Origin of the sequence: Pseudomonas sp. Z18(2022) (assembly GCF_036346535.1) — a bacterium.
GTDB lineage: Bacteria > Pseudomonadota > Gammaproteobacteria > Pseudomonadales > Pseudomonadaceae > Aquipseudomonas > Aquipseudomonas yamanorum_A.
Genome location: NZ_JAOTOA010000017.1, coordinates 102,590 through 121,063, shown reverse-complemented (window position 1 = coordinate 121,063; position 18,474 = coordinate 102,590). Strand labels below are relative to the sequence as shown.

Sequence of the window (18,474 nt, the reverse complement as noted above, 5' to 3'; positions counted from 1 at the left end):
GCTGTGGTCGAAAAAGCAGCGCAGTTCATTAAGCATGTTCAGGCCTCCATCGCATCGGGCGCTACCGCGTCTTGGGCGTCAATGAAATGCAGGATGACGCCCTCCTCGTCGCTGTAGCCCAAGGTCACGCTGCGGGTTTTCTGTCGGGCGGCCTGGCGTTGCAGCAACTGCTGGCTGAGCACCGGCAGGATCTGCTGGTTGAGCAGGCTGTCGATGTTGCGTGCGCCGGTGTCGGGCAACAGGCAAGCGGCTACCAACGCGTCGTTGAGGGCGGCATCGATCTGGCATTCCAGCCCGTAGTGACGCTGTAAACGCTTGGCCACCTTGGCGAGTTTGATCGCGACGATGCGCTGTAAGGCGTCGGCTGGCAGCGGGCGGTAGATCAGGGTCTGGAAACGGGCCAGCAAGGCCGGCTGAAAGTGTTCCCGCAGGATCGGGCGGAGTAATTCGTGCAGGGTGCTGTCGGGCGCAGCGGGGAACTCTTGCAGGCAGGCTTGCAGTTCATCGCTGCCGAGGTTGGAGGTCATGAGAATGACGGTGTTGCGAAAGTCGATTTCCCGTCCTTCGCCATCGCGCATGCAGCCCCGGTCGAAGACTTGGTAGAACAGGTTGAGGACGTCGCGGTGCGCCTTCTCTACTTCGTCGAGCAGCACCACGCTGTAGGGCCTTTGGCGCACGGCTTCGGTGAGCACACCGCCCTGGCCGTAACCGACGTAGCCCGGCGGCGAGCCCTTGAGCTGGCTGACGGTGTGGGCTTCCTGGTATTCCGAGAGGTTGAGGGTGATCAGCGACTTTTCCCCGCCAAATAGCTTGTCGGCCAGCGTCAGGGCGGTTTCGGTTTTGCCGACGCCGCTGGTGCCCACCAGCAAAAATACGCCCAGCGGCGCTTTCTCGTCTGTCAGGCCGGTCTTGGCTGCACGTAGGCGCTGAGCCAAAGCGCCGAGTGCTGCTTCCTGGCCGATGACGTGTTCACCCAGTTGGTATTCCAGTTCCAGCAGGTTGGCTTGTTCGTCCTTGAGCAGACTGCCCAAGGGCACACCGGTCCAGTCGGCGATCACTTCAGCTACGCTGCGGGCATCGACGTCGAGGGACAGCAAGGGCTGATTGCCCTGAATCTCGTCCAGCCGTTTCTGCAGTGCTGCACAGGTCTCCCGTTGCAGCGGCTGCGCCTGGCGCGCTTCAATCAACTGTTGGGTCAGGTCGAGTTCGTGTTGATACTGATCTTCCAAATCGATGCATTGGTGATGCAACTCGGTATGTTGTGCGGCGATGGTCGTCAAGCGCTCATCGGCACCGTCGTCGCCAAACTGCTGATCCTGCTCCAACGCCTGCGCCTCCAACTCCAAGGCTCCTTGCCGAGCACGCAGACGGACCAACGTCTGGGGCATGCAATCCAGGCTCATGCGCACTCGGGCGCTGGCGGTGTCGAGGAGGTCGACCGCTTTATCCGGCAGTTGGCGGCCGGTCAGGTAGCGTCGCGAGAGCGTGACCGCCGCCTGCACCGCTGCATCCTGGATATGCACGCCGTGGTGCTTGGCGTAACGCTCCTTGAGGCCGCGCAACATCAGGCAAGCATTCGCATCATCCGGTTCTTCAACCTTGACCATCTGAAAGCGCCGCTCCAACGCCGCATCGCGTTCGAAATACTGTTTGTATTCGCTCCAGGTGGTGGCGGCGATGGTGCGTAATTCTCCGCGGGCCAACGCGGGCTTGAGCAGATTGGCCGCGTCGGCCCCGCCGGCTTGGTTCCCGGCGCCGATCAGCGTGTGGGCTTCATCGATAAACAGCAGCACCGGGTTGGGGGATTGCTGTACGGCCTCGATGACGTTTTTCAGGCGCTGTTCAAACTCGCCTTTTACCCCGGCGCCGGCTTGCAACAGGCCCAAATCGAGGATGCGTACACTGACCCGCTTGAGGCTGTCGGGCACGTTGCCCTCGACGATGCGCAATGCCAGGCCTTCTACCAGAGCGGTTTTACCCACCCCAGGCTCCCCCACCAGAATCGGGTTGTTCTTGCGTCGACGACTGAGAATGTCGACGACCTGGCGAATCTCATCGTCCCGACCGAATACCGGGTCGATCTGCCCCGCCCAGGCTTTGGCCGTGATGTCGTGAGTGAATTTATCCAGGATGACCTGCATGGCATCCAACCCGTCGGTGCCCGATGAGACGGGCACTTCGGTGCAATCCAGCGCGGCTTCTTGCTGTACCTGCGGGCGCTCCTCTGAATGTTGATCGAGCAACTCGAACAAACGCTGTAACTGGGTATCGCTGATACTGAGCAGCGGCCAAGCAGCGTCACAGGCAAGCAGGCTGGGCGTCTCCAGCAGAGCGCCAAGCAGATGAGCCGAGCGCAGGGTGTGGTTGTTGCCATCAAGGGATGCCTGCAACCAGGCGTTCTTGATCAGGTGCTGCAGCTTGCCGCACAACTGCGGCTTGCCTTGCACACTGCGCGGCAAGGTGTCGAGGTGGTCGAGCAAGCCGCGCCAGAGTGCGTCCATATCCCATTCGTAGCGACGGGCAATCAGGGTCAAGTCGCCTTCGCCCTGCTCCAGCAATTTGAGCAACCAGTGCTCGATGCTGATCAGTCCATGGGCACGGCTCTGGCACAAGGTGGCTGCCGCACTCAGTGCCTGGGCGCAGTAGGGGTTCAGACGGCGAAGCAAACGAGTGGAATTGTGGACCATCAGGTACATCCCTGTTCGGAGTTATGGGTGTTTAGTCAAAGGGACTCGATGTATTTGGCTGAACGCCCGCGAACGGGCGCTCAACCCTGCACACCGCCCACCGGCAGGCGCACGTGCGCCTGCCGGTCCTGTGCATCAGGCGCTTTGGCGTTCGTTCCAGGAGTCGGAGTGGATGATGTTGCCGTCCTTGTAGGTCCAGGTGACCTTCTCGTAGCGCAGCTCGATCTGCTCCAGATGGTTGTGTTTTTCTTTGCTCGGGTCTTTGACGTCGTGCATTTTCGGCGCGACTTTCACGACCTTGACGTTTTCCAGCCTGGTGATGAAGTACTCGACTTCCTGGCCGGCATCATCAATGCGGAACCATTTGAACTCGGCACTCTTAAGCGTTTGGCCGGTAGTCACCGCCTTGTACAGGTAAGGACTGGAGGCATCGATTTCCTTGGAGAACAGGAACGGGGTGTGAACCCGGGTGCCGGTCAGCTTGCCGGTATTGTTGTCGGTGGGGATGTACAGGCTGTGGTCCTGCGCGATGACCTCGATGCTGCCTTCGCGTTTTTGTACGTCAACGGACCCTTTGATTTCAGCGCCGCCGTCGTCTTGCAGCCATAGGTAAACGGGAATTGCCATGTGAAGCTCCTTTTCTCAGGGGTGTATGTCGCTGGATGCGACAGAGGTTTTCCTGCCAGGCACCGCAGTGGGTGGCGCGCAGGCCCCCGTCTCCGGCACCAGGCGGATATCGACACGGCGATTGGCAGTACGCCCATCTTCGGTGTCATTACTGGCGATTGGCTGGTTGGCGCCAAAGCCTTGAACGGCGAAGCAGCTGTCAGGGATGTCGCCCATGCGTTGCATCCAGTCGCGCACGGATGCGGCACGGGCGCGGGACAATTCAAGGTTATGCGCGGCGTTGCCGGTGACATCGGTATGGCCCGCGATGACAATCAGCCAACCCGGTTGAGCCTTGATGCCCACCAGTGCATTAATCAGGACTTTGGTTGAGCCCGCCTTGAGTTCGGCGCTCCCGGTTCCAAACAACGACAGGCTGTCGAGCCGTACCGGGTTGGAGATCTCGGCGGGCGCCGGGGCCCCGGGCGGTTGACGGTGATCGGCAATGGTCGCCAGCAGCGGCAGCCGCAACCGATCGCCGCGGTATAGCCCCAGGCCCAGCCCCAAGGGTGCGCCGTGGCGGTAGTAGTCATCCAGCCGCATGGCGTCCTGGCGCAGCACCGCCACGGCGTTTTCGCCCAAGACGAAGTGGGGTTGGTCACGATGGTCGGCCGAGGGAATGGTGGTGTAGCGCCGCAAGTCATCACTGACCTGACGCAACAGCAGGTTGTTCTGCCAGGCCGAACTGGCCAGCGCCACAACGCCGGCCGACACAAACAGCCACAGCGCCGTAATACCTGCCCGGACAACTGCGGGGTTGCGGGTATGGATCGGTAGCAAATTCAGCAGAGGGTCGGGAAACGGCAAGGCCGGGCTGGAGCCTGCGGGAGATTGTCCGGCACCATTCAACCCGGTCCTGTCATGCAGCCATTGTTGCCACAGGTTGCCTTCCACGCTCTGCGCAAGACCCGGTACCAGAGTGATCGCGCAGGCCACGGGCCGCGTCTCCAAGTGTGGGAGTAGCGCTTCTCCCAGCCACGTCGACGCGCTGCTTATCTGCACCCCACTGCACAGGCGTTCGGCGTAAGTCGCGCCGTTGGTGGCCTGCCCCTGCCAGTCGAACAAGCTGACGCTGGCGCCAGCCTCACTCACGTAAGGGCTGGTTTGCCCGGACTCCCAACTGAACCAGGCCCCTCCGCCTTTGGCTGCCTGCAGATAGCTCACCAGCATCAGCGGCAGCGCCACACCGCGCTTGCGCACCAGGGCGACCTGATGACGGAAAGCACGCACCCGACCACCCAATGCGGCTGAATCCGTGTGCTCTGCAGGGTTGGCGATAAACATCACGCACAATTGTCCCGCCCAATCCGGACGCCGGGCCTGGATGCTGGCAGTGACCGACACGAGTTGGTCAAGAACCGGTACGCACACATAACAGCCTTGCGCGGTGGTGCGCAGCACCAGTTGCTCGGCAGGCAGCTCGCCAAAGAGCCCCGCCAGCCCATCGCCACAGACCAGCACCACAGGCTTGCGATAACCTGCCGGTGGCAGGGCCATATCGCCAGCCAGCAACAGTTGTCGGCCGCGCCATGCAAAACGACGCCCCGTTCGGACCCACCCCCAGACGAGCATTAGTACAATGGCCAAAGCGGCCACTGCACGCACCCCGGCGGTGAGCGGAATAACCAGCAACAGGGTCAAGGCCAGCGCACCGGCCCACAGCCAGAGGCCTCGTGTCAGCTTGAGTGTCATCACGCTCTCACCCCTGACCTGGTAAAAGCGTGACGATCAGGCCGCCCAGCCAGTGGTCCAGCCCCCACCAGGTGCCGGCCAATAACAGGCCCGCCATCAGCACGTGCGCCAGTGGCGAACCTACCCAGCGCAGACGGTGTATCCCGCGGCCAACGCGGTGCGTCGTCAGCGTGTGATTGAGTTGCAGAGGAACGACCCTCGCATTCAGGGCGGTTAACAGTTGCTCGCGCTCAGGATCGTTTACATCGCGGTAGCGCCCCTGAAAACCGAGCATCAGAACTCGCTGGAATGCCGTCAGCACCAGCACATCAGACGCGGGCTGACGCAGCGCTTCGCCGATATCTTCATACAGGAACTCACCGGCCTGATGACGATTGAAGAACTTTGCCTGCAAGGGCTCGCGAGCCCAATTGGCATGGGCCTCTCCCTTGGCACAACCCAGTGCGGTCTCATCCAGCAACGCACACTGGGCGTAACTGATCAGCTCGAGGCTGCGCGCACCGACGCCGGCGTCCTTGAGGCCCTGTCGAACCTGTTCGACCTGCTTCGCGCAACGCTCCGGCAACTGCGGACTGTTTTGCAGCGAAGCCCCTTGGTGCAACTCGACGACCAGCAGGTAAATGTCTTGCAACAGGGCGTCAAGATCCTGCGCAGTGAAGGTATGTTTGTTCAAGGCGGTCAGGTTCATGTGCGCAGTACCGCAAACAGTTCAAGCTTGATGTCCAGTAACGTGCTGGGGACGTAAATGGCACACGTCCCTTCGGCCAGCATCGCCTGCCCCTTGGCGCTGCCAAGATCAAGGGCGAAGTACTGGTTTTCCAGGCGTAGCGGAATCGCCGCCGGCACATGACTCAGCGGCTGCAACGGAACACCATCAAGCGCAGCATTGACCAAGTGATTGACATCGTCTGATGTGCTCACTTTGCACAGCCGCGGGAACTGGCTTTGCAGTTGAGCCGCCGGCATACGGCAACGTACCGACAGATAGAAGTCGGCACCGTCCCGCTCACGCAGGCGTGCATCGTTGAGCGTGACTTGCCAGCGGTTGGCCCCAACCTCCTCCAGCACCAGGGCAATGACTCGTGACGGCAGGCTGGCTTCCAGCAAGGTGGAGATAGTGCGCATCAGGGGCGGGAAGACGGTTTCCAACTGTTCATGCCGATAGGCAGGAATCTTGTCGATGTCGTGTTCCAGGGAAAATGTCAGCAGGCTGCCGGCGAGCTTGACCAGCTCGAGGTACACCTGCTCGGGGTGCCGAGCAGGGTGTGCTTTGAGATCTTCCAGAACTGGTTGATAGGTGTTTAATGCATTGAGCAACCAGAACAACGACACATCGGCCACGGCAAAATCTGCCATGCGCTGGTTGCTCTCGCGGCGCATGCCCATCAGCCGTTGACGTTTGGCTGCCAACTGGGTCAACAGGTTATCCAGTTGGGTCAGCAACCCTGCATGGGCCGCGAAGCTAAGCAACGGCGGTACATAATCAGGGTCAATATTCCAGGCGCCTTGCCCGTCACGCACCAGGCGTGCGACCGGGCATGTCAGGTAGTCAGCATTCTCATCATCAGCCAGGCGCAAGGTCAGCGCGTGCTCCAGCACACCGATGGACTGCACCTCGTCTGCGTAGATGTCCTGCACTCGTCGCCAATCCTGACGATAGCGCGTTGGCCGATCGGCCCTTTCCCCTTCGAACACACAGTTGTTGCCGTTGGCTTGTTCCAACGGCAACGCCAGAAGCAGCGTAACGTCCCGAGCAGCCTCGGGGAGCAACCGGTCTAACTCCAGGGCGGGTGGCAGCCGATCCACGTGATCGGTATCGACCAACGTACCATCGGGCATGCGCACTCGAACCTGGGTAGCTTTGAGCTTACCCAGGCGCAAGGCTTGCCCATCGAACGCAACCCCCAGGACGCCCCAAGGGTGTACCAACGACAAATGGGCCAGGTTCTCGTTAGTCCAGGCCTCCCAACGTGCTTGCTGCTGGAATTGTTGCGGAGACAGCAACGCCCCCGCAGCCCACAGGGGGCGGTCGATTTTCATCTCATCATTTCCCTACGGAGTGGCTTAGGCTTTTGCCTTGGGCATCTGCGAAACCAGCGACAAATTGACGTCCATGCCTTCGACCTGGAAGTGGGGCACCGCGTAAAGCTTGACGCGGAAGAAGCCGGGGTTGTCTTCGATGTCTTCTACCGTCACCTTGGCGTCACGCAGCGGGTGGGAGGCTTGAAGGTCGTCACCCGGGTCGGTCATTTCGGTCACCAACCCACCAACCCACTTGTTCAACTCCAGCTCCAGCAAACGGCGGTCCTTGGTCGTCCCGATGTTTTCCCGCTGGATCAGCTTCAGGTAATGGGCGATGCGCGACAGCAGGAAAATGTACGGCAGGCGCGCATTGATCCGGCTGTTGGCAGTGGCGTCGGGGGTGTCATACAGCGCCGGTTTTTGGGCCGAATTGGCCGAGAAGAAACACGCATAGTCGCGGTTCTTGTAGTACGAAAGGGGGATAAACCCGAGGTTGGCGAATTCAAATTCGCGGGTTTCCGGAATCATCACTTCCGAAGGGATTTTCACCTGATTGCCAGTGCCCAGGTCATACAGGTGAATCGGCAGCTCAGTCACCGCGCCGCCCGATTGCGGACCGCGAATCTGCACACACCACCCGTTGGTGATAAAGCTTTTCACCATGTTTGCCGCGAATGCGAATGAAGCGTTGGTCCACAGGTACTTCTCGTGATCCGGGCCCTTCACGCTTTCAATGTAGTTGAAGCTTCGGACCGGAACGGTGTCCGGGCCATAAGGCAGGCGACCCAGCACACGAGGCATCAGCAAGCCGATGTAACGGGAATCATCGCTCTCGCGGAACGCCTTCCATTTAATGTACTCGGCACGATCAAAGTAGTTGCCGATGTCCTTGATGGCGGCCACTTCCTCCATGGACTTTTTGCCAAAGAACGCCGGGCCGACAGAGCCGATGAACGGCATATGGGCAGCCGCGGACACTTTGGAAATATTGCGCAAAAGAGCAATATCCTGCGGGCTACGGCTGAATTCATAGTTGGAAATGGCCGCCGCAATCGGCTCGCCACCTGGGGTGTCGTATTCCTGGGTGTAGGTGTGCAGATACAGACCGCTCTGAGCGATCTCAGGCGCATCTTCGAAATCTTGTACCAGGTGATCCTTGCTGATATCCAGCAGTTCGATACGCACATTCTGGCGAAAATCGGTCTGATCTATCAGCGACTTCACACCACGCCAAGTTGACTCTACCCGCTGAAAATCGGGGTGGTGCATGACGGTGTCAAGTTGCCGGCTGATCTGTGCATCCAAGGATGCGATATGTTCATCCAGCAACACTTTGTCCAAGCGTTCTACTTTATGCGATGACTGTTTCAGCAGTTCCAAAAACACACTGACGGCCGCGGTGACCCGCTCATCAGCGGACACCTCTGACAATGCTTCGGAGTTTTGAAAAACATCAATACCGCTCAACTCCGCAACCGGGCTCAGGTTGATTTTAGCGAATAACGCGCCATAGACACCTTGCCCACTTGTTTGATAGGCGTTAGTCAGTTGAGAGGCTTGGGGTGATTGCTCCAGGGACATAATAGGTAACTTCCTTATTAATTAATGATGGTCTTGAGGAGCCAGGGCTGCCAATTCAGCGCGCAGCTCATCACTCAGTGCATCGTCCTTGAGGATGCGTTCCAGCTCCTGACGAAAGGTCGCGTTATCCAGCAGGTTGGACTTGAGGTCACGCAGCAGATTGCGCATCGCCAACAGAGCTCGCAGCTGCGGAATCTGGCGAGCTACCTGCTCTGGTTCAAAGTCCTTCATACGACGGAAACTCAGCTCGACAGACGTGTCCGACTCATCGTCGGACAAGGTGTCATTCACAGCGAGTTTCAGACTAGGAGAGAACTCACCCAATACGCTGTCAAAGTTGTTTTTATTGATGTCGACCTTGCCACGCTCAGACAGTGGGCGTTGCTCTTCGCCATTGCTGTAATCCCCCATAACCATCAGTTTTAGCGGCAGCTCGACTTTCTTTTGAGCACCACCGGTATGCAAATCAAGTTTGATATTGACTCGCGCCTTGGGCACCTCATTCTGGAAACTATTTGTAGCCATAACCCCTCCCTCCAGGCAATTTTTTTAACAGCAAACGCCGATGCAAAATCAAGACTGGAACCTATATCTTCAGCTGGCTCGACAAACAGCTCACCAACCGCAGAAAATAAATTCCTTTTTAAGAGGTCATGAAGCGCTTACATGATTTGCGTTCAGTTCCTTCAGCACTAGAATGAATTATTTCAAATGTTGTTTACCAGCCCCCATATAACGCCAAGGAACTTTCGACGCCGTACTTGGGAACTCTCCTACATCAAACCCACGCAAAAAGGTGTTGCTAAGAGCTAATCGCTGAGCAATTGATTGACATAGCGGGCCTGAATCCATTGGCACGACCGCAAAACCCTGCGGTCAATCAGAAATACTGCCAAGGAATTTGCGCCATGCCCGATCCTGCGTTGCTAGCCGACCTGCCCCGCGACCTGCATTACGTCGATGACACCCAGCCGGGCCTTTCCCGGAAAAAGCTGCGGGGCAAGTTCCAGTACTTCAAGGCCGACGGCACACGCATCACGGACGCCGACGAAATCAAACGCATCAACGCCCTCGCGGTGCCGCCGGCCTATACCGATGTGTGGATCTGCGCCGACCCGCGCGGCCATCTGCAAGCTACCGGGCGGGATGCCCGAGGGCGCAAGCAATACCGTTATCACCCGCGCTGGCGCGAGGTGCGTGACACCGACAAATATTCCCGGCTGCAGCAGTTCGGCAGCGCGCTGCCCAAGCTGCGCAAGCAGTTAGAGGCACAGATTGCTGCGCCTGGGTTCAATCGGGAAAAGGTCCTGGCCACGGTGGTGCTGCTGCTGGACGCCACCCTGATCCGCGTCGGCAACACCCAGTACGCCCGGGACAACCGTTCCTACGGCCTGACCACCCTGCGCACCCGACATGTAGACATCAAGGGCAGCGAGATCCTGTTCCAGTTTCGCGGCAAGAGCGGCATTGAGCACCAGATCACCGTGAAGGACCGACGCCTGGCCTCGGTGGTCAAGCGCTGCCTGGAGCTGCCGGGGCAGAATCTGTTCCAGTATCTGGACGAGGACGGCGAGCGCCATACAGTCAGCTCCACCGACGTGAATGCCTATCTGCATACCCTCACCGGGGCGGACTTCACCGCCAAGGACTACCGCACCTGGGCCGGCAGCGCCCTGGCGTTGGCGGTGTTGCGCGAGCTGCAATGGCAGCCCGAATCCGATGCCAAGAAGCATGTGGTAGAGATGGTCAAGAACGTCGCCAAGCAGTTAGGCAATACCCCGGCGGTGTGCCGCAAGTGCTATATCCACCCGGCCGTACTGGAGCATTTCAGCCTCGGCGAGCTGGCAAAACTGCCCAAGCCACGGGTGCGCAAAGGCTTGAAAGCCGAGGAAGTCGGGCTGGCGGTGTTTCTGGAGCAACTGGCCGAACGCTTGTAGTAAAAATCCAAAGTACGTTACCCTGCCCGTCCTTTCTGACTCCCGGGATGACCGCTGACGTGAACCACTAAGCCTTCCAACATGTAAACGCAACGAGCCGCCTGGCGCGCTTGTTGGCTTGTGCCACATTGTTTTGGAGGTGCTGATGACTGACGTCAAACGGCTGCCTGTACTCGCTTCCCTGCAACACGTGTATTTCCAGTTCGCCAATGGTGAAACCCTGCTGGAAGACCTGAACCTGTCTTTCGATTCCACGCCCACCGGGATTGTGGGGCGTAACGGCGCGGGCAAAAGCGTGCTCGCGCAATTGATCGCCGGCAGGCTGGCGCCCTCTTCCGGTACGCTTGAGACCTGCACCAGGCTGGCCTATGTCCCACAGGCCTTGAGCCTTTTTCCCGAACAAACGGTCGCGCAAATCACCGGCACCGCCGACGTGCTGGAAGCCCTGGGCCGACTGGCCCGTGGTGAAGCCCACATCGACGACCTCGAGCGGATCGATGAACGCTGGGACCTGGCCGAGCGCCTGCGCAAGGCGCTGGACGCGGCGGGCTTGTCCGAGGTCGGTTTCGAGGACCATGCCGATCAGTTGAGTGGCGGCCAATTGGCCCGCCTGGCAGTGATCGGCGCGCTGCTGGCCAACCCTCAGTTGCTGATTCTTGATGAGCCCACCAATCACCTGGACAGCCAGGGCCGCGAATGGCTGCTGGGCATCCTGGACGATTGGCGTGGCGGGTTGATCGTGGTCAGCCATGACCGGCAACTGCTCAACCGCATGCAGCGAATCGTCGAGTTGTCGCCCTTGGGCCTTAAAGTTTACGGCGGTAACTACGAAGCCTTTCACGCTCAACGTGAGATAGAGCAGCACGCGGCCCTGGCCACGCTGGAACACGCGCGACTTACGCGCAGCCGCGAACGCAAGCGCCTGAAGCAAAGCAACGATGACATCCAGCGCCATGCCGCCAGATCACGCAAGCACGCCGAAACGGCGAACGTGGACCGTTTCACCAAAGCACGCTGGAAAGGCGCCGCCACCGAAATCGTCAGCACCGTGCGCAGCGCTCACCAGCAACACAAGGACGAACTGAATGAGCGCGTGCGCCACGCCTACGAACAGGTGGTGGATGAAGCCCCGACGCTGCTGGCATTACCCGGCACCACAGTGCCATGCGGGCGGCAGGTGCTGACGTTGGAGCACACACAATTGCCCTGGCTGGATCCGCAGTTGCCGGCCACCTTTCTCAGCGCCAACCTTATTGGGCCCATGCGGCTGGCGGTCCACGGGCCAAACGGCTGCGGCAAATCCACCTTGCTCAAGCTGCTGGCGGGCCAACTGCAGCCGGTCAGCGGTAAATGCACGGTGCATGTGCCGACGGCCTATATCGATCAACACTTGGCGCTGCTGGACGACCAACGCTCGGTCGTCGAACAGCTCAACCTGCTCGATACGCCGCTGGCCGAGGGCGAGCTGCGTACGCGCCTGGCCTTGCTACAGCTGGACGCCGTGCGGGTCACACAACCGGTGGCACGCCTCAGCGGCGGCGAACGCCTGAAGGCCGCCATGGCGATTGCCTTGTGGCGCAAAACCCCGGCGCAACTGTTGCTGCTGGACGAGCCAACCAACCATTTGGACATGCAATCGGTGATCGCCTTCGAGCAGGCATTGCAGGGGTTTACCGGGGCGATGATCGCGGTGTCCCACGATGCGGCGTTTCTCGCCGCGCTCAAACCCACTCATACCCTGACGTGGCGGGCCGAGGGCTGGCGCCTGGAACCGGTGTGAAGGCCTGCGCCAGGTCATTGCACCCGAACGCAAAGCGCCCTACCGTAGTGGCCGGATAATCTCACCGAGGAACCCGGCCCCATGCTGCCTTCATCCCTGAAGCCCTACACCAACGCCGCCTTGCTGCATCGCCACAAATGGCGCGGGCGTGTCGGGCTAATGCTGGTGGCCAGCCTTTCCGTACTGGCGGGGATGACCGATGCCATCGGCTTCATGGCCAGCGGGGATTTTGTCTCGTTCATGAGCGGCAACACCACACGCCTCGCCGTGGCGATCAGCGAAGGTGACCTGGGCCTGACAGGTCGCTTGACCTTGCTGGTGGCGACGTTTATCGCCGGCAACGCGCTGGGGGTGATGGTCAGCCGCCTCAGCCGGCGCCATGCCTTGCCGTTGCTGCTGTGCATCGCCACCTTGCTGTGCGGGGCCGCGGCCTGGCCGTTCGAGGATCAATTGCCGGCGTTGCTCGCAGCGATCATCGCCATGGGCATGCTGAACGCCGCCGTCGAAGAAGTGAATGGATTGCCGGTGGGACTGACTTATGTCACCGGGGCGCTATCTCGGTTTGGGCGCGGGCTGGGCCGCTGGATGCTCGGTGAACGGCGCAACGGCTGGCGCGTGCAACTGATCCCCTGGGCCGGGATGTTTGCCGGGGCGGTGATCGGCGCATTGCTGGAACATCACATGGGGATTCGTGCGCTGCTGGTCAGCGGGCTGCTGTCGGCACTGTTGGGGCTGGTGTCGCTGAAAATTCCCCGGCGCTGGCACCTGGGATATATGCCGCGCTAAAAAAGCTGCCCTCCCGACGCGCCGGCCTCGACGTCCCTGTACCGGTAAAGAGCCGCCACGCCGGGTGAGCACGCAAATACTAAGGCAATGCCCGCGAGGCTGTCCGCAGGGCATTTCTGAATTTTTCTAACGCAATGGACTACAGGCAAGTCGCCAGTGCGGCGAGCCGGCGCTTGGCGGGATAGTCATCCTGGGCCGCGTAATAGTTGACCGTGGCGCCGGCGCCCGCAGTGCGCACGTCGACAAAGTAGTCACCTGCCGTGGTGTAGATGGTGAAGCCGCCGGCCTGTGCAGGCTCCATGAAGCCACCGGCATCCACGCCAAACACCGCTTCGTCCTGCCAACCGAACTGGATGCACTGGGCAACCACCAGTGGGGCCTTGTCCGAGGCCAGGGTTTTGTAGGGCGTACCGGTACGCGCCTCTTTCATCTTCGAGCCCGCGCAACCGGCCAGCGATGCCAGTACCAAAGCGCCAATTACCACCATCCGCATACCGAAGCTTCCTTGGAAAAAACGCGACTGTACCATTAGCAGGCGACACCGAATGATTATTGCGTCACCCTGCCGCCTACTTACGAACCCGCTTTTACCCGGAAACCCCATGACACCCAACGCCGAGCGCTACAACCCCTCCACCGACTACGCCGACAAGCTGATCAGCCGCATTGGCCAAACGCCTTCGTGGATCGCCAAACGCATCGGCGTGACCGACAAGCGCATCCGCTACATCCTCGACGGAATGCGCACCGTCAAGGGCGAAAGCACCCCGATCCAGATGACCTACACCGAGCAGTTTGCCCTGGAATGCCTGGCCGCCGAGGCCAAGGCCAACAAGAAAGCCGCCGCCCCGGTTATCGAATAGCTGACAGATTCATGAACTTTGTTTCACTGTGAAGGGAGACCTTGGCGCCTATAGTCGGCAGGCTCATTTTTAAGAAGTCTCCCTTCTAGCTCGCCCTCCCGCGGGCTTTTTTTTGCCTGTTTTTCAGAGCAGCCAGCGGAACAGATAGAACAGCGCCATGCTCAGCAGCACCGTGATCAGCACGCTGCGGGTCCAGAACATCAATGCCACGGCGCTGATTCCGGCCAGCAGGTAGGGATTGCCCAGGCTCAGGTTGAGTTGGTGATCGGCCAGGAAAATGATCGGGCCGCAGATGGCGGTGAGCATCCCCGGCACGGCAAACCCGAGAAACTCACGCGCCCCGCGATTGAGGCGCACCGGCAGACGCGGCTCGATAAACAGGTAGCGGTTGAAAAACACGATCAGGCCCATGCCAAAAATCATCACGAAGATCATTGCTGCCCTACTCCCAGCCGCTTGCAGGCAAACCCCGCGCTCATCCCCAATACACCCGACACCACCACCGCCGACTCCCAATGCAGGTAGCTCAGCCAGACCGAGCACAACAACGACACGGCCACACAGACGACAGTCGGCACGTCACGCACCACGGGGGTGATCAGGGCGATAAAGGTCGCGGCAATCGAGAACTCCAGGCCCAATTGATCCAGCCCGGGAATGCTTTTGCCGAGCACGATGCCGGCGAACGTAAATACGTTCCAGATGATGTAGAACGTCAGGCCGACGCCCAGGGCGTACCAGCGGTTGAAGGTCTGACGGTCGTATTGGCTGACCAGGGCGAAGAATTCGTCGGTCAGCAAAAACCCCAGGCTCATGCGCCACCGGGCCTTAAGCGGCGACAGCGTGGGACGCATGTGCATGCCATAGAGCAAATGCTGGGAGGTCAGCAGCAAGGTGGTCAGCAAGATGGAAATCAGGCTGGCGCCGCTCTTGACCATGCCGATGGCCACCAGTTGTGCAGCGCCGGCAAACACGATGGTCGACAGCCCTTGGGCTTGCAGCGGGGTGAATTGGGCATCGATTGCAGTGGAACCGGCCAGCAATCCCCAGGGCGCACAGGCCAGGGACAACGGAATAATCGCAATCGCGCCACGGGAAAAGGCGTTTAGAGGCAGAGCATTGGGCATACACAACAGGCTCATCGACAGTCAGTCGACAAGCATGCCAGTGGTATCAGGGATTGTCTTGAACGATCGTGCTCAAGCCAGCTTGACCGACACCCGCTCCACCGCATCCCGGGCTTCGCGCAGTTCGTGGGCGTCCTGGTTGAGACGGTGGATGGTATTGAGCAGGCGCTGGCGCAAAACTTCATCGCTGAGTTTTTCGACGGCACGCATCAGGTCAAAGGCCGCGGTTTCATTATTGTCCGCGACGGCATCGAGGGTCTTGCGCAGGTTGCGAGTGGCACGGGTCACACGTTTTCTTCCTTCATCACCAATGGGCAGGCACTTTAGGACATTTGTGTTTCAGTTTAATTTCAACCACTTGTCGTCGATTGTCGGCCCGTTGACCCAGATCAATCGAAACAAGGTTTGACCGATACATATGGAAATACGTATATTCGTATTTCCATATGTATTAGGCCACGAGCATGCCAGACCTTTTCTCCCCGCCCAACGTCTTCAAGTGCCTGGCCGATGCCACTCGCGCGCGGCTGACGTTATTGATCCTGCGCGAAGGCGAACTTTGCGTGTGCGAGTTGATCCATGCTCTGGACGACAGCCAGCCGAAAATCTCCCGCCACCTGGCGCAACTGCGCAGTTGCGGGTTGCTGCTGGACCGTCGCCAGGGCCAGTGGATTTACTACCGCCTCAATCCGGCCTTGCCTGAGTGGGTGACGGCGGTGCTCGACACCACCCTGCAAGCCAACCAAGCCTGGTTAAAAACAGACGCCCAGCGTCTGCAGACCATGGGTGACCGACCACAACGGGCCAGCGCCTGCTGCTGATCCTGCGGAGAGCTTTTCATGCTTGTAGCCGTTGCTATCTTTCTGTTCACCATCATCCTGGTCATCTGGCAGCCCAAGGGCCTGGGCGTTGGCTGGAGCGCCACGATGGGCGCGATCCTGGCCCTGGCGCTTGGCGTTATCAGCCTGGCGGATATTCCGGTGGTGTGGCACATCATCTGGAACGCCACCGGGACGTTCGTCGCACTGATCATCATCAGCCTGCTGCTGGATGAGGCGGGCTTCTTCGCCTGGGCCGCCTTGCACGTGGCGCGCTGGGGCCGTGGGCGCGGACGGCGATTGTTCGCGTACATGGTGCTGCTGGGAGCGCTGGTGTCGGCGTTGTTCGCCAATGACGGCGCGGCACTGATCCTCACCCCCATCGTGATGTCGATGCTGCTGGCGCTGCGCTTTTCACCGGCGGCCACCCTGGCGTTTGTCATGGGCGCAGGGTTTATTGCCGACACCGCGAGCCTGCCGCTGGTGGTGTCCAACCTGGTGAACATCGTCTCGGCCGACTATTTCAAGATCGGCTTCAACGAATACGCCGCCGTGATGGTGCCGGTGAACCTGGTGAGCGTCGCCGCCACCCTCTTGGTATTGATGTGGTTTTTCCGCCGCGACATTCCGCAAACCTACGACCCGGCAGACCTCGACGATCCCGCCAGTGCGATCCACGACCGTGCGACGTTCCTCGCCGGCTGGTGGGTGCTGGGTATTCTGCTGGTGGGCTGCTTCGCCCTGGAACCGCTGGGCATTCCCATCAGCGCGATTTCCGCCGCCTGCGCCACCCTGCTGCTGGTGATCGCCGCCAAGGGCCACAAGATTTCCACCCGCAAGGTATTGAAGGAAGCGCCCTGGCAGATCGTGATTTTCTCCCTGGGCATGTACCTGGTGGTCTACGGCCTGCGCAACGCCGGGCTGACCAACTACCTCGTTACCTGGCTCGATGCCTTTGCCGGCTACGGCGTATGGGGTGCGGCATTGGGCACTGGCGTGCTGACCGCGCTGCTGTCTTCGGCGATGAACAACCTGCCAACGGTACTGATCGGCGCACTGTCCATCGAGGCCAGCCATGCCGTGGGCGTGGTCAAGGACGCGATGATCTACGCCAACGTGATCGGCAGCGACCTCGGCCCCAAAATCACCCCTATCGGCAGCCTGGCCACCTTGCTCTGGCTGCATATCCTGGCGCGCAAAGGCATCACCATCACCTGGGGTTACTACTTCAAGGTCGGCATTGTGCTGACCCTGCCGGTGCTGTTGATCACCCTCGCCGCCCTCGCCCTGCGCTTGAGTTTCTGACGGAGTCCGCTTAATGAAAGTCCTGTTCATGTGCACCGCCAACAGCTGCCGCAGCATCCTCTCGGAAGCTTTGTTCAATCACCTGGCGCCAGAAGGTTTCCAGGCCATCAGTTCCGGCAGCTTTCCCAAGGGCCAGGTGTTGCCCCGCAGCCTGACGACCCTGGAGGCCGCCGGCATCAGCACCGAAGGTTTGTACAGCAAGGGCAACGACGCCTTTGAAGGCAGCCCGCCGGACATCGTGATCACCGTGTGCGACAAGGCTGCCGGTGAAGCGTGCCCGGTGTATTTCGGCCCGGCGCTCAAGGCGCACTGGGGGCTGGAAGATCCGTCGGATGCTCAAGGCGATGACGCCCAGGTTCATGCAGCCTTCCAGGCCACCCTGGCAATCATCGAACGCCGCTGCCGAGCGTTTTTCGAAGTCCCGTTCGCCAGCCTGAGTCCCATCGAGATCAAGGCCGAGCTTGATCGCATCGCCGCGCTGTAACTGGAGCACCTGATGAGCACCCTGCCCAACCTGAACCACACCCTGTCTGCCCCGCAGAAACTGGAGCAACCGCCGCGCATCCTGCTGCTCTACGGCTCCACCCGCCCGCGCTCGTTCAGCCGCCTGCTGGTGGAAGAAGCTGCGCGCCTGTTGCGCCACTTCGGCGCCGAGACACGCATCTTCAACCCGTCGGGCCTGCCGCTGCCGGATGATGCGCCCAACGATCACCCCAAGGTCCAGGAACTGCTGGAACTGATGCAGTGGTCCGACGGCCAGGTGTGGTGCTCGCCGGAGCGGCATGGCTCGATGTCGGCGGTGTTCAAGGCACAACTGGATTGGGTGCCATTGGCCCTCGGCGCGGTGCGTCCGACCCAGGGTAAAACCCTGGCAGTGATGCAGGTGTCCGGCGGCTCGCAGTCGTTCAATACCGTCAACCAGTTGCGGGTGCTGGGACGCTGGATGCGCATGTTCACCATCCCCAATCAATCGTCGGTGCCCAAGGCCTTTATGGAGTTCGACGATCAGGACCGCATGAAGCCCTCGGCCCTGTATGACCGGGTGGTGGATGTGATGGAAGAGCTGGTGAAATTCACCCTGCTGCTGCGGGACCGCCCGGACCTGGTGGACCGCTATTCGGAGCGCAAGGAGAGCAGCGAAGAACTGTCGAAACGGGTCAATCAACGGTCGATCTGAAGCGTGTTTGCGGCGTATGCTCGCGGCTAACCA

Annotated in this window: 19 protein-coding genes; 8 read left to right on the top strand and 11 right to left on the bottom strand. The window is 60.3% G+C overall.

Annotation, left to right across the window (positions count from 1 at the left end):
* Window positions 1–38: 38 nt before the first annotated feature.
* The 7 genes from tssH to tssB form a co-directional block, all read right to left on the bottom strand.
* Window positions 39–2,687: a type VI secretion system ATPase TssH gene (gene tssH / locus V3W39_RS26060; protein ID WP_330213631.1), complete on the bottom strand. Its 2,649-nt coding sequence runs from the start codon at window positions 2,685–2,687 to the stop codon at window positions 39–41.
* A gap of 135 nt (window positions 2,688–2,822) precedes the next feature.
* Window positions 2,823–3,314, bottom strand: coding sequence for an Hcp family type VI secretion system effector (locus V3W39_RS26055; protein ID WP_177079816.1), 492 nt, complete (start codon window positions 3,312–3,314; stop codon window positions 2,823–2,825).
* Window positions 3,315–3,329: 15 nt separating this feature from the next.
* On the bottom strand, window positions 3,330–5,045 hold the full coding sequence (locus tag V3W39_RS26050; protein WP_330213635.1) for an OmpA family protein: 1,716 nt from the start codon (window positions 5,043–5,045) through the stop codon (window positions 3,330–3,332).
* Window positions 5,046–5,052: 7 nt separating this feature from the next.
* Window positions 5,053–5,733: a type VI secretion system protein TssL, short form gene (gene tssL / locus V3W39_RS26045; protein ID WP_294736558.1), complete on the bottom strand. Its 681-nt coding sequence runs from the start codon at window positions 5,731–5,733 to the stop codon at window positions 5,053–5,055.
* A complete protein-coding gene (gene tssK / locus V3W39_RS26040) occupies window positions 5,730–7,085 on the bottom strand; it encodes a type VI secretion system baseplate subunit TssK (RefSeq protein ID WP_330213630.1) in 1,356 nt (451 codons plus the stop codon). Before tssK ends, tssL begins: the two co-directional genes overlap by 4 nt.
* A 24-nt stretch (window positions 7,086–7,109) precedes the next feature.
* Window positions 7,110–8,648, bottom strand: coding sequence for a type VI secretion system contractile sheath large subunit (gene tssC, locus V3W39_RS26035; protein ID WP_330213629.1), 1,539 nt, complete (start codon window positions 8,646–8,648; stop codon window positions 7,110–7,112).
* Window positions 8,649–8,669: 21 nt separating this feature from the next.
* Window positions 8,670–9,173, bottom strand: coding sequence for a type VI secretion system contractile sheath small subunit (gene tssB / locus V3W39_RS26030; RefSeq protein ID WP_177079813.1), 504 nt, complete (start codon window positions 9,171–9,173; stop codon window positions 8,670–8,672).
* A gap of 383 nt (window positions 9,174–9,556) precedes the next feature.
* Between tssB and V3W39_RS26025 the strand changes: the two genes are divergently transcribed.
* The 3 genes from V3W39_RS26025 to V3W39_RS26015 all read left to right on the top strand — a co-directional run bounded on the left by V3W39_RS26025 (window position 9,557) and on the right by V3W39_RS26015 (window position 13,151).
* A complete protein-coding gene (locus V3W39_RS26025; RefSeq protein WP_177135055.1) occupies window positions 9,557–10,585 on the top strand; it encodes a DNA topoisomerase IB in 1,029 nt (342 codons plus the stop codon).
* 145 nt (window positions 10,586–10,730) lie between these two features.
* Complete coding sequence (locus V3W39_RS26020; RefSeq protein ID WP_330213628.1) at window positions 10,731–12,365, top strand: ABC-F family ATP-binding cassette domain-containing protein; 1,635 nt, start codon at window positions 10,731–10,733, stop codon at window positions 12,363–12,365.
* An 81-nt stretch (window positions 12,366–12,446) separates the two neighbouring features.
* The gene (locus tag V3W39_RS26015) at window positions 12,447–13,151 is read left to right on the top strand and encodes a YoaK family protein (RefSeq protein ID WP_177048974.1); all 705 of its coding nucleotides are present in this window, start codon (window positions 12,447–12,449) and stop codon (window positions 13,149–13,151) included.
* 139 nt (window positions 13,152–13,290) lie between these two features.
* Here the strand turns inward: V3W39_RS26015 and V3W39_RS26010 are convergent, their stop codons facing one another.
* Window positions 13,291–13,644 (bottom strand): hypothetical protein, encoded by a 354-nt coding sequence (locus V3W39_RS26010; RefSeq protein WP_177048973.1) that lies wholly within the window; start codon window positions 13,642–13,644, stop codon window positions 13,291–13,293.
* A gap of 109 nt (window positions 13,645–13,753) precedes the next feature.
* Here V3W39_RS26010 and V3W39_RS26005 point away from each other — a divergent pair, with 109 nt between their 5' ends.
* Window positions 13,754–14,014, top strand: a complete 261-nt coding sequence (locus tag V3W39_RS26005) for a hypothetical protein (RefSeq protein WP_010171431.1) — start codon at window positions 13,754–13,756, stop codon at window positions 14,012–14,014.
* A gap of 123 nt (window positions 14,015–14,137) precedes the next feature.
* On the opposite strand, the gene V3W39_RS26000 is transcribed toward V3W39_RS26005, so the two are convergent.
* The 3 genes from V3W39_RS26000 to V3W39_RS25990 form a co-directional block, all read right to left on the bottom strand.
* Entirely contained in the window at window positions 14,138–14,449 is a 312-nt protein-coding gene (locus tag V3W39_RS26000; RefSeq protein ID WP_177048971.1) for an AzlD domain-containing protein, read from the bottom strand.
* A complete protein-coding gene (locus V3W39_RS25995) occupies window positions 14,446–15,141 on the bottom strand; it encodes an AzlC family ABC transporter permease (protein WP_177048970.1) in 696 nt (231 codons plus the stop codon). The genes V3W39_RS26000 and V3W39_RS25995 overlap by 4 nt, the downstream gene beginning before the upstream one ends.
* Window positions 15,142–15,213: 72 nt before the next feature.
* Window positions 15,214–15,429 carry a hypothetical protein gene (locus V3W39_RS25990; RefSeq protein ID WP_177048969.1) on the bottom strand — a complete coding sequence of 72 codons (216 nt, stop codon included), beginning with the start codon at window positions 15,427–15,429 and terminating at the stop codon, window positions 15,214–15,216.
* A gap of 176 nt (window positions 15,430–15,605) precedes the next feature.
* Between V3W39_RS25990 and V3W39_RS25985 the strand changes: the two genes are divergently transcribed.
* Genes V3W39_RS25985 through arsH form a run of 4 tightly spaced genes read left to right on the top strand, consistent with a single transcriptional unit; the run spans window position 15,606 to window position 18,441 of the window.
* Entirely contained in the window at window positions 15,606–15,962 is a 357-nt protein-coding gene (locus V3W39_RS25985) for a metalloregulator ArsR/SmtB family transcription factor (protein ID WP_177048968.1), read from the top strand.
* Between the two features lie 18 nt (window positions 15,963–15,980).
* Window positions 15,981–17,264: an arsenic transporter gene (locus V3W39_RS25980; protein ID WP_330213627.1), complete on the top strand. Its 1,284-nt coding sequence runs from the start codon at window positions 15,981–15,983 to the stop codon at window positions 17,262–17,264.
* A 13-nt stretch (window positions 17,265–17,277) separates the two neighbouring features.
* On the top strand, window positions 17,278–17,748 hold the full coding sequence (locus V3W39_RS25975; RefSeq protein ID WP_177048966.1) for an arsenate reductase ArsC: 471 nt from the start codon (window positions 17,278–17,280) through the stop codon (window positions 17,746–17,748).
* 9 nt (window positions 17,749–17,757) lie between these two features.
* Window positions 17,758–18,441, top strand: a complete 684-nt coding sequence (gene arsH / locus V3W39_RS25970; RefSeq protein ID WP_442968429.1) for an arsenical resistance protein ArsH — start codon at window positions 17,758–17,760, stop codon at window positions 18,439–18,441.
* The last annotated feature ends 33 nt before the right edge of the window (window positions 18,442–18,474 follow it).

Bases quoted from the DNA above. Each gene is read 5' to 3' on its own strand.
- tssH (WP_330213631.1), bottom strand. From the start codon at position 2,687: ATGGTCCACAATTCCACTCGTTTGCTTCGCCGTCTGAACCCCTACTGC.
- V3W39_RS26055 (WP_177079816.1), bottom strand. From the start codon at position 3,314: ATGGCAATTCCCGTTTACCTATGGCTGCAAGACGACGGCGGCGCTGAA.
- V3W39_RS26050 (WP_330213635.1), bottom strand. From the start codon at position 5,045: ATGACACTCAAGCTGACACGAGGCCTCTGGCTGTGGGCCGGTGCGCTG.
- tssL (WP_294736558.1), bottom strand. From the start codon at position 5,733: ATGAACCTGACCGCCTTGAACAAACATACCTTCACTGCGCAGGATCTT.
- tssK (WP_330213630.1), bottom strand. From the start codon at position 7,085: ATGAAAATCGACCGCCCCCTGTGGGCTGCGGGGGCGTTGCTGTCTCCG.
- tssC (WP_330213629.1), bottom strand. From the start codon at position 8,648: ATGTCCCTGGAGCAATCACCCCAAGCCTCTCAACTGACTAACGCCTAT.
- tssB (WP_177079813.1), bottom strand. From the start codon at position 9,173: ATGGCTACAAATAGTTTCCAGAATGAGGTGCCCAAGGCGCGAGTCAAT.
- V3W39_RS26025 (WP_177135055.1), top strand. From the start codon at position 9,557: ATGCCCGATCCTGCGTTGCTAGCCGACCTGCCCCGCGACCTGCATTAC.
- V3W39_RS26020 (WP_330213628.1), top strand. From the start codon at position 10,731: ATGACTGACGTCAAACGGCTGCCTGTACTCGCTTCCCTGCAACACGTG.
- V3W39_RS26015 (WP_177048974.1), top strand. From the start codon at position 12,447: ATGCTGCCTTCATCCCTGAAGCCCTACACCAACGCCGCCTTGCTGCAT.
- V3W39_RS26010 (WP_177048973.1), bottom strand. From the start codon at position 13,644: ATGCGGATGGTGGTAATTGGCGCTTTGGTACTGGCATCGCTGGCCGGT.
- V3W39_RS26005 (WP_010171431.1), top strand. From the start codon at position 13,754: ATGACACCCAACGCCGAGCGCTACAACCCCTCCACCGACTACGCCGAC.
- V3W39_RS26000 (WP_177048971.1), bottom strand. From the start codon at position 14,449: ATGATCTTCGTGATGATTTTTGGCATGGGCCTGATCGTGTTTTTCAAC.
- V3W39_RS25995 (WP_177048970.1), bottom strand. From the start codon at position 15,141: ATGCCCAATGCTCTGCCTCTAAACGCCTTTTCCCGTGGCGCGATTGCG.
- V3W39_RS25985 (WP_177048968.1), top strand. From the start codon at position 15,606: ATGCCAGACCTTTTCTCCCCGCCCAACGTCTTCAAGTGCCTGGCCGAT.
- V3W39_RS25980 (WP_330213627.1), top strand. From the start codon at position 15,981: ATGCTTGTAGCCGTTGCTATCTTTCTGTTCACCATCATCCTGGTCATC.
- V3W39_RS25975 (WP_177048966.1), top strand. From the start codon at position 17,278: ATGAAAGTCCTGTTCATGTGCACCGCCAACAGCTGCCGCAGCATCCTC.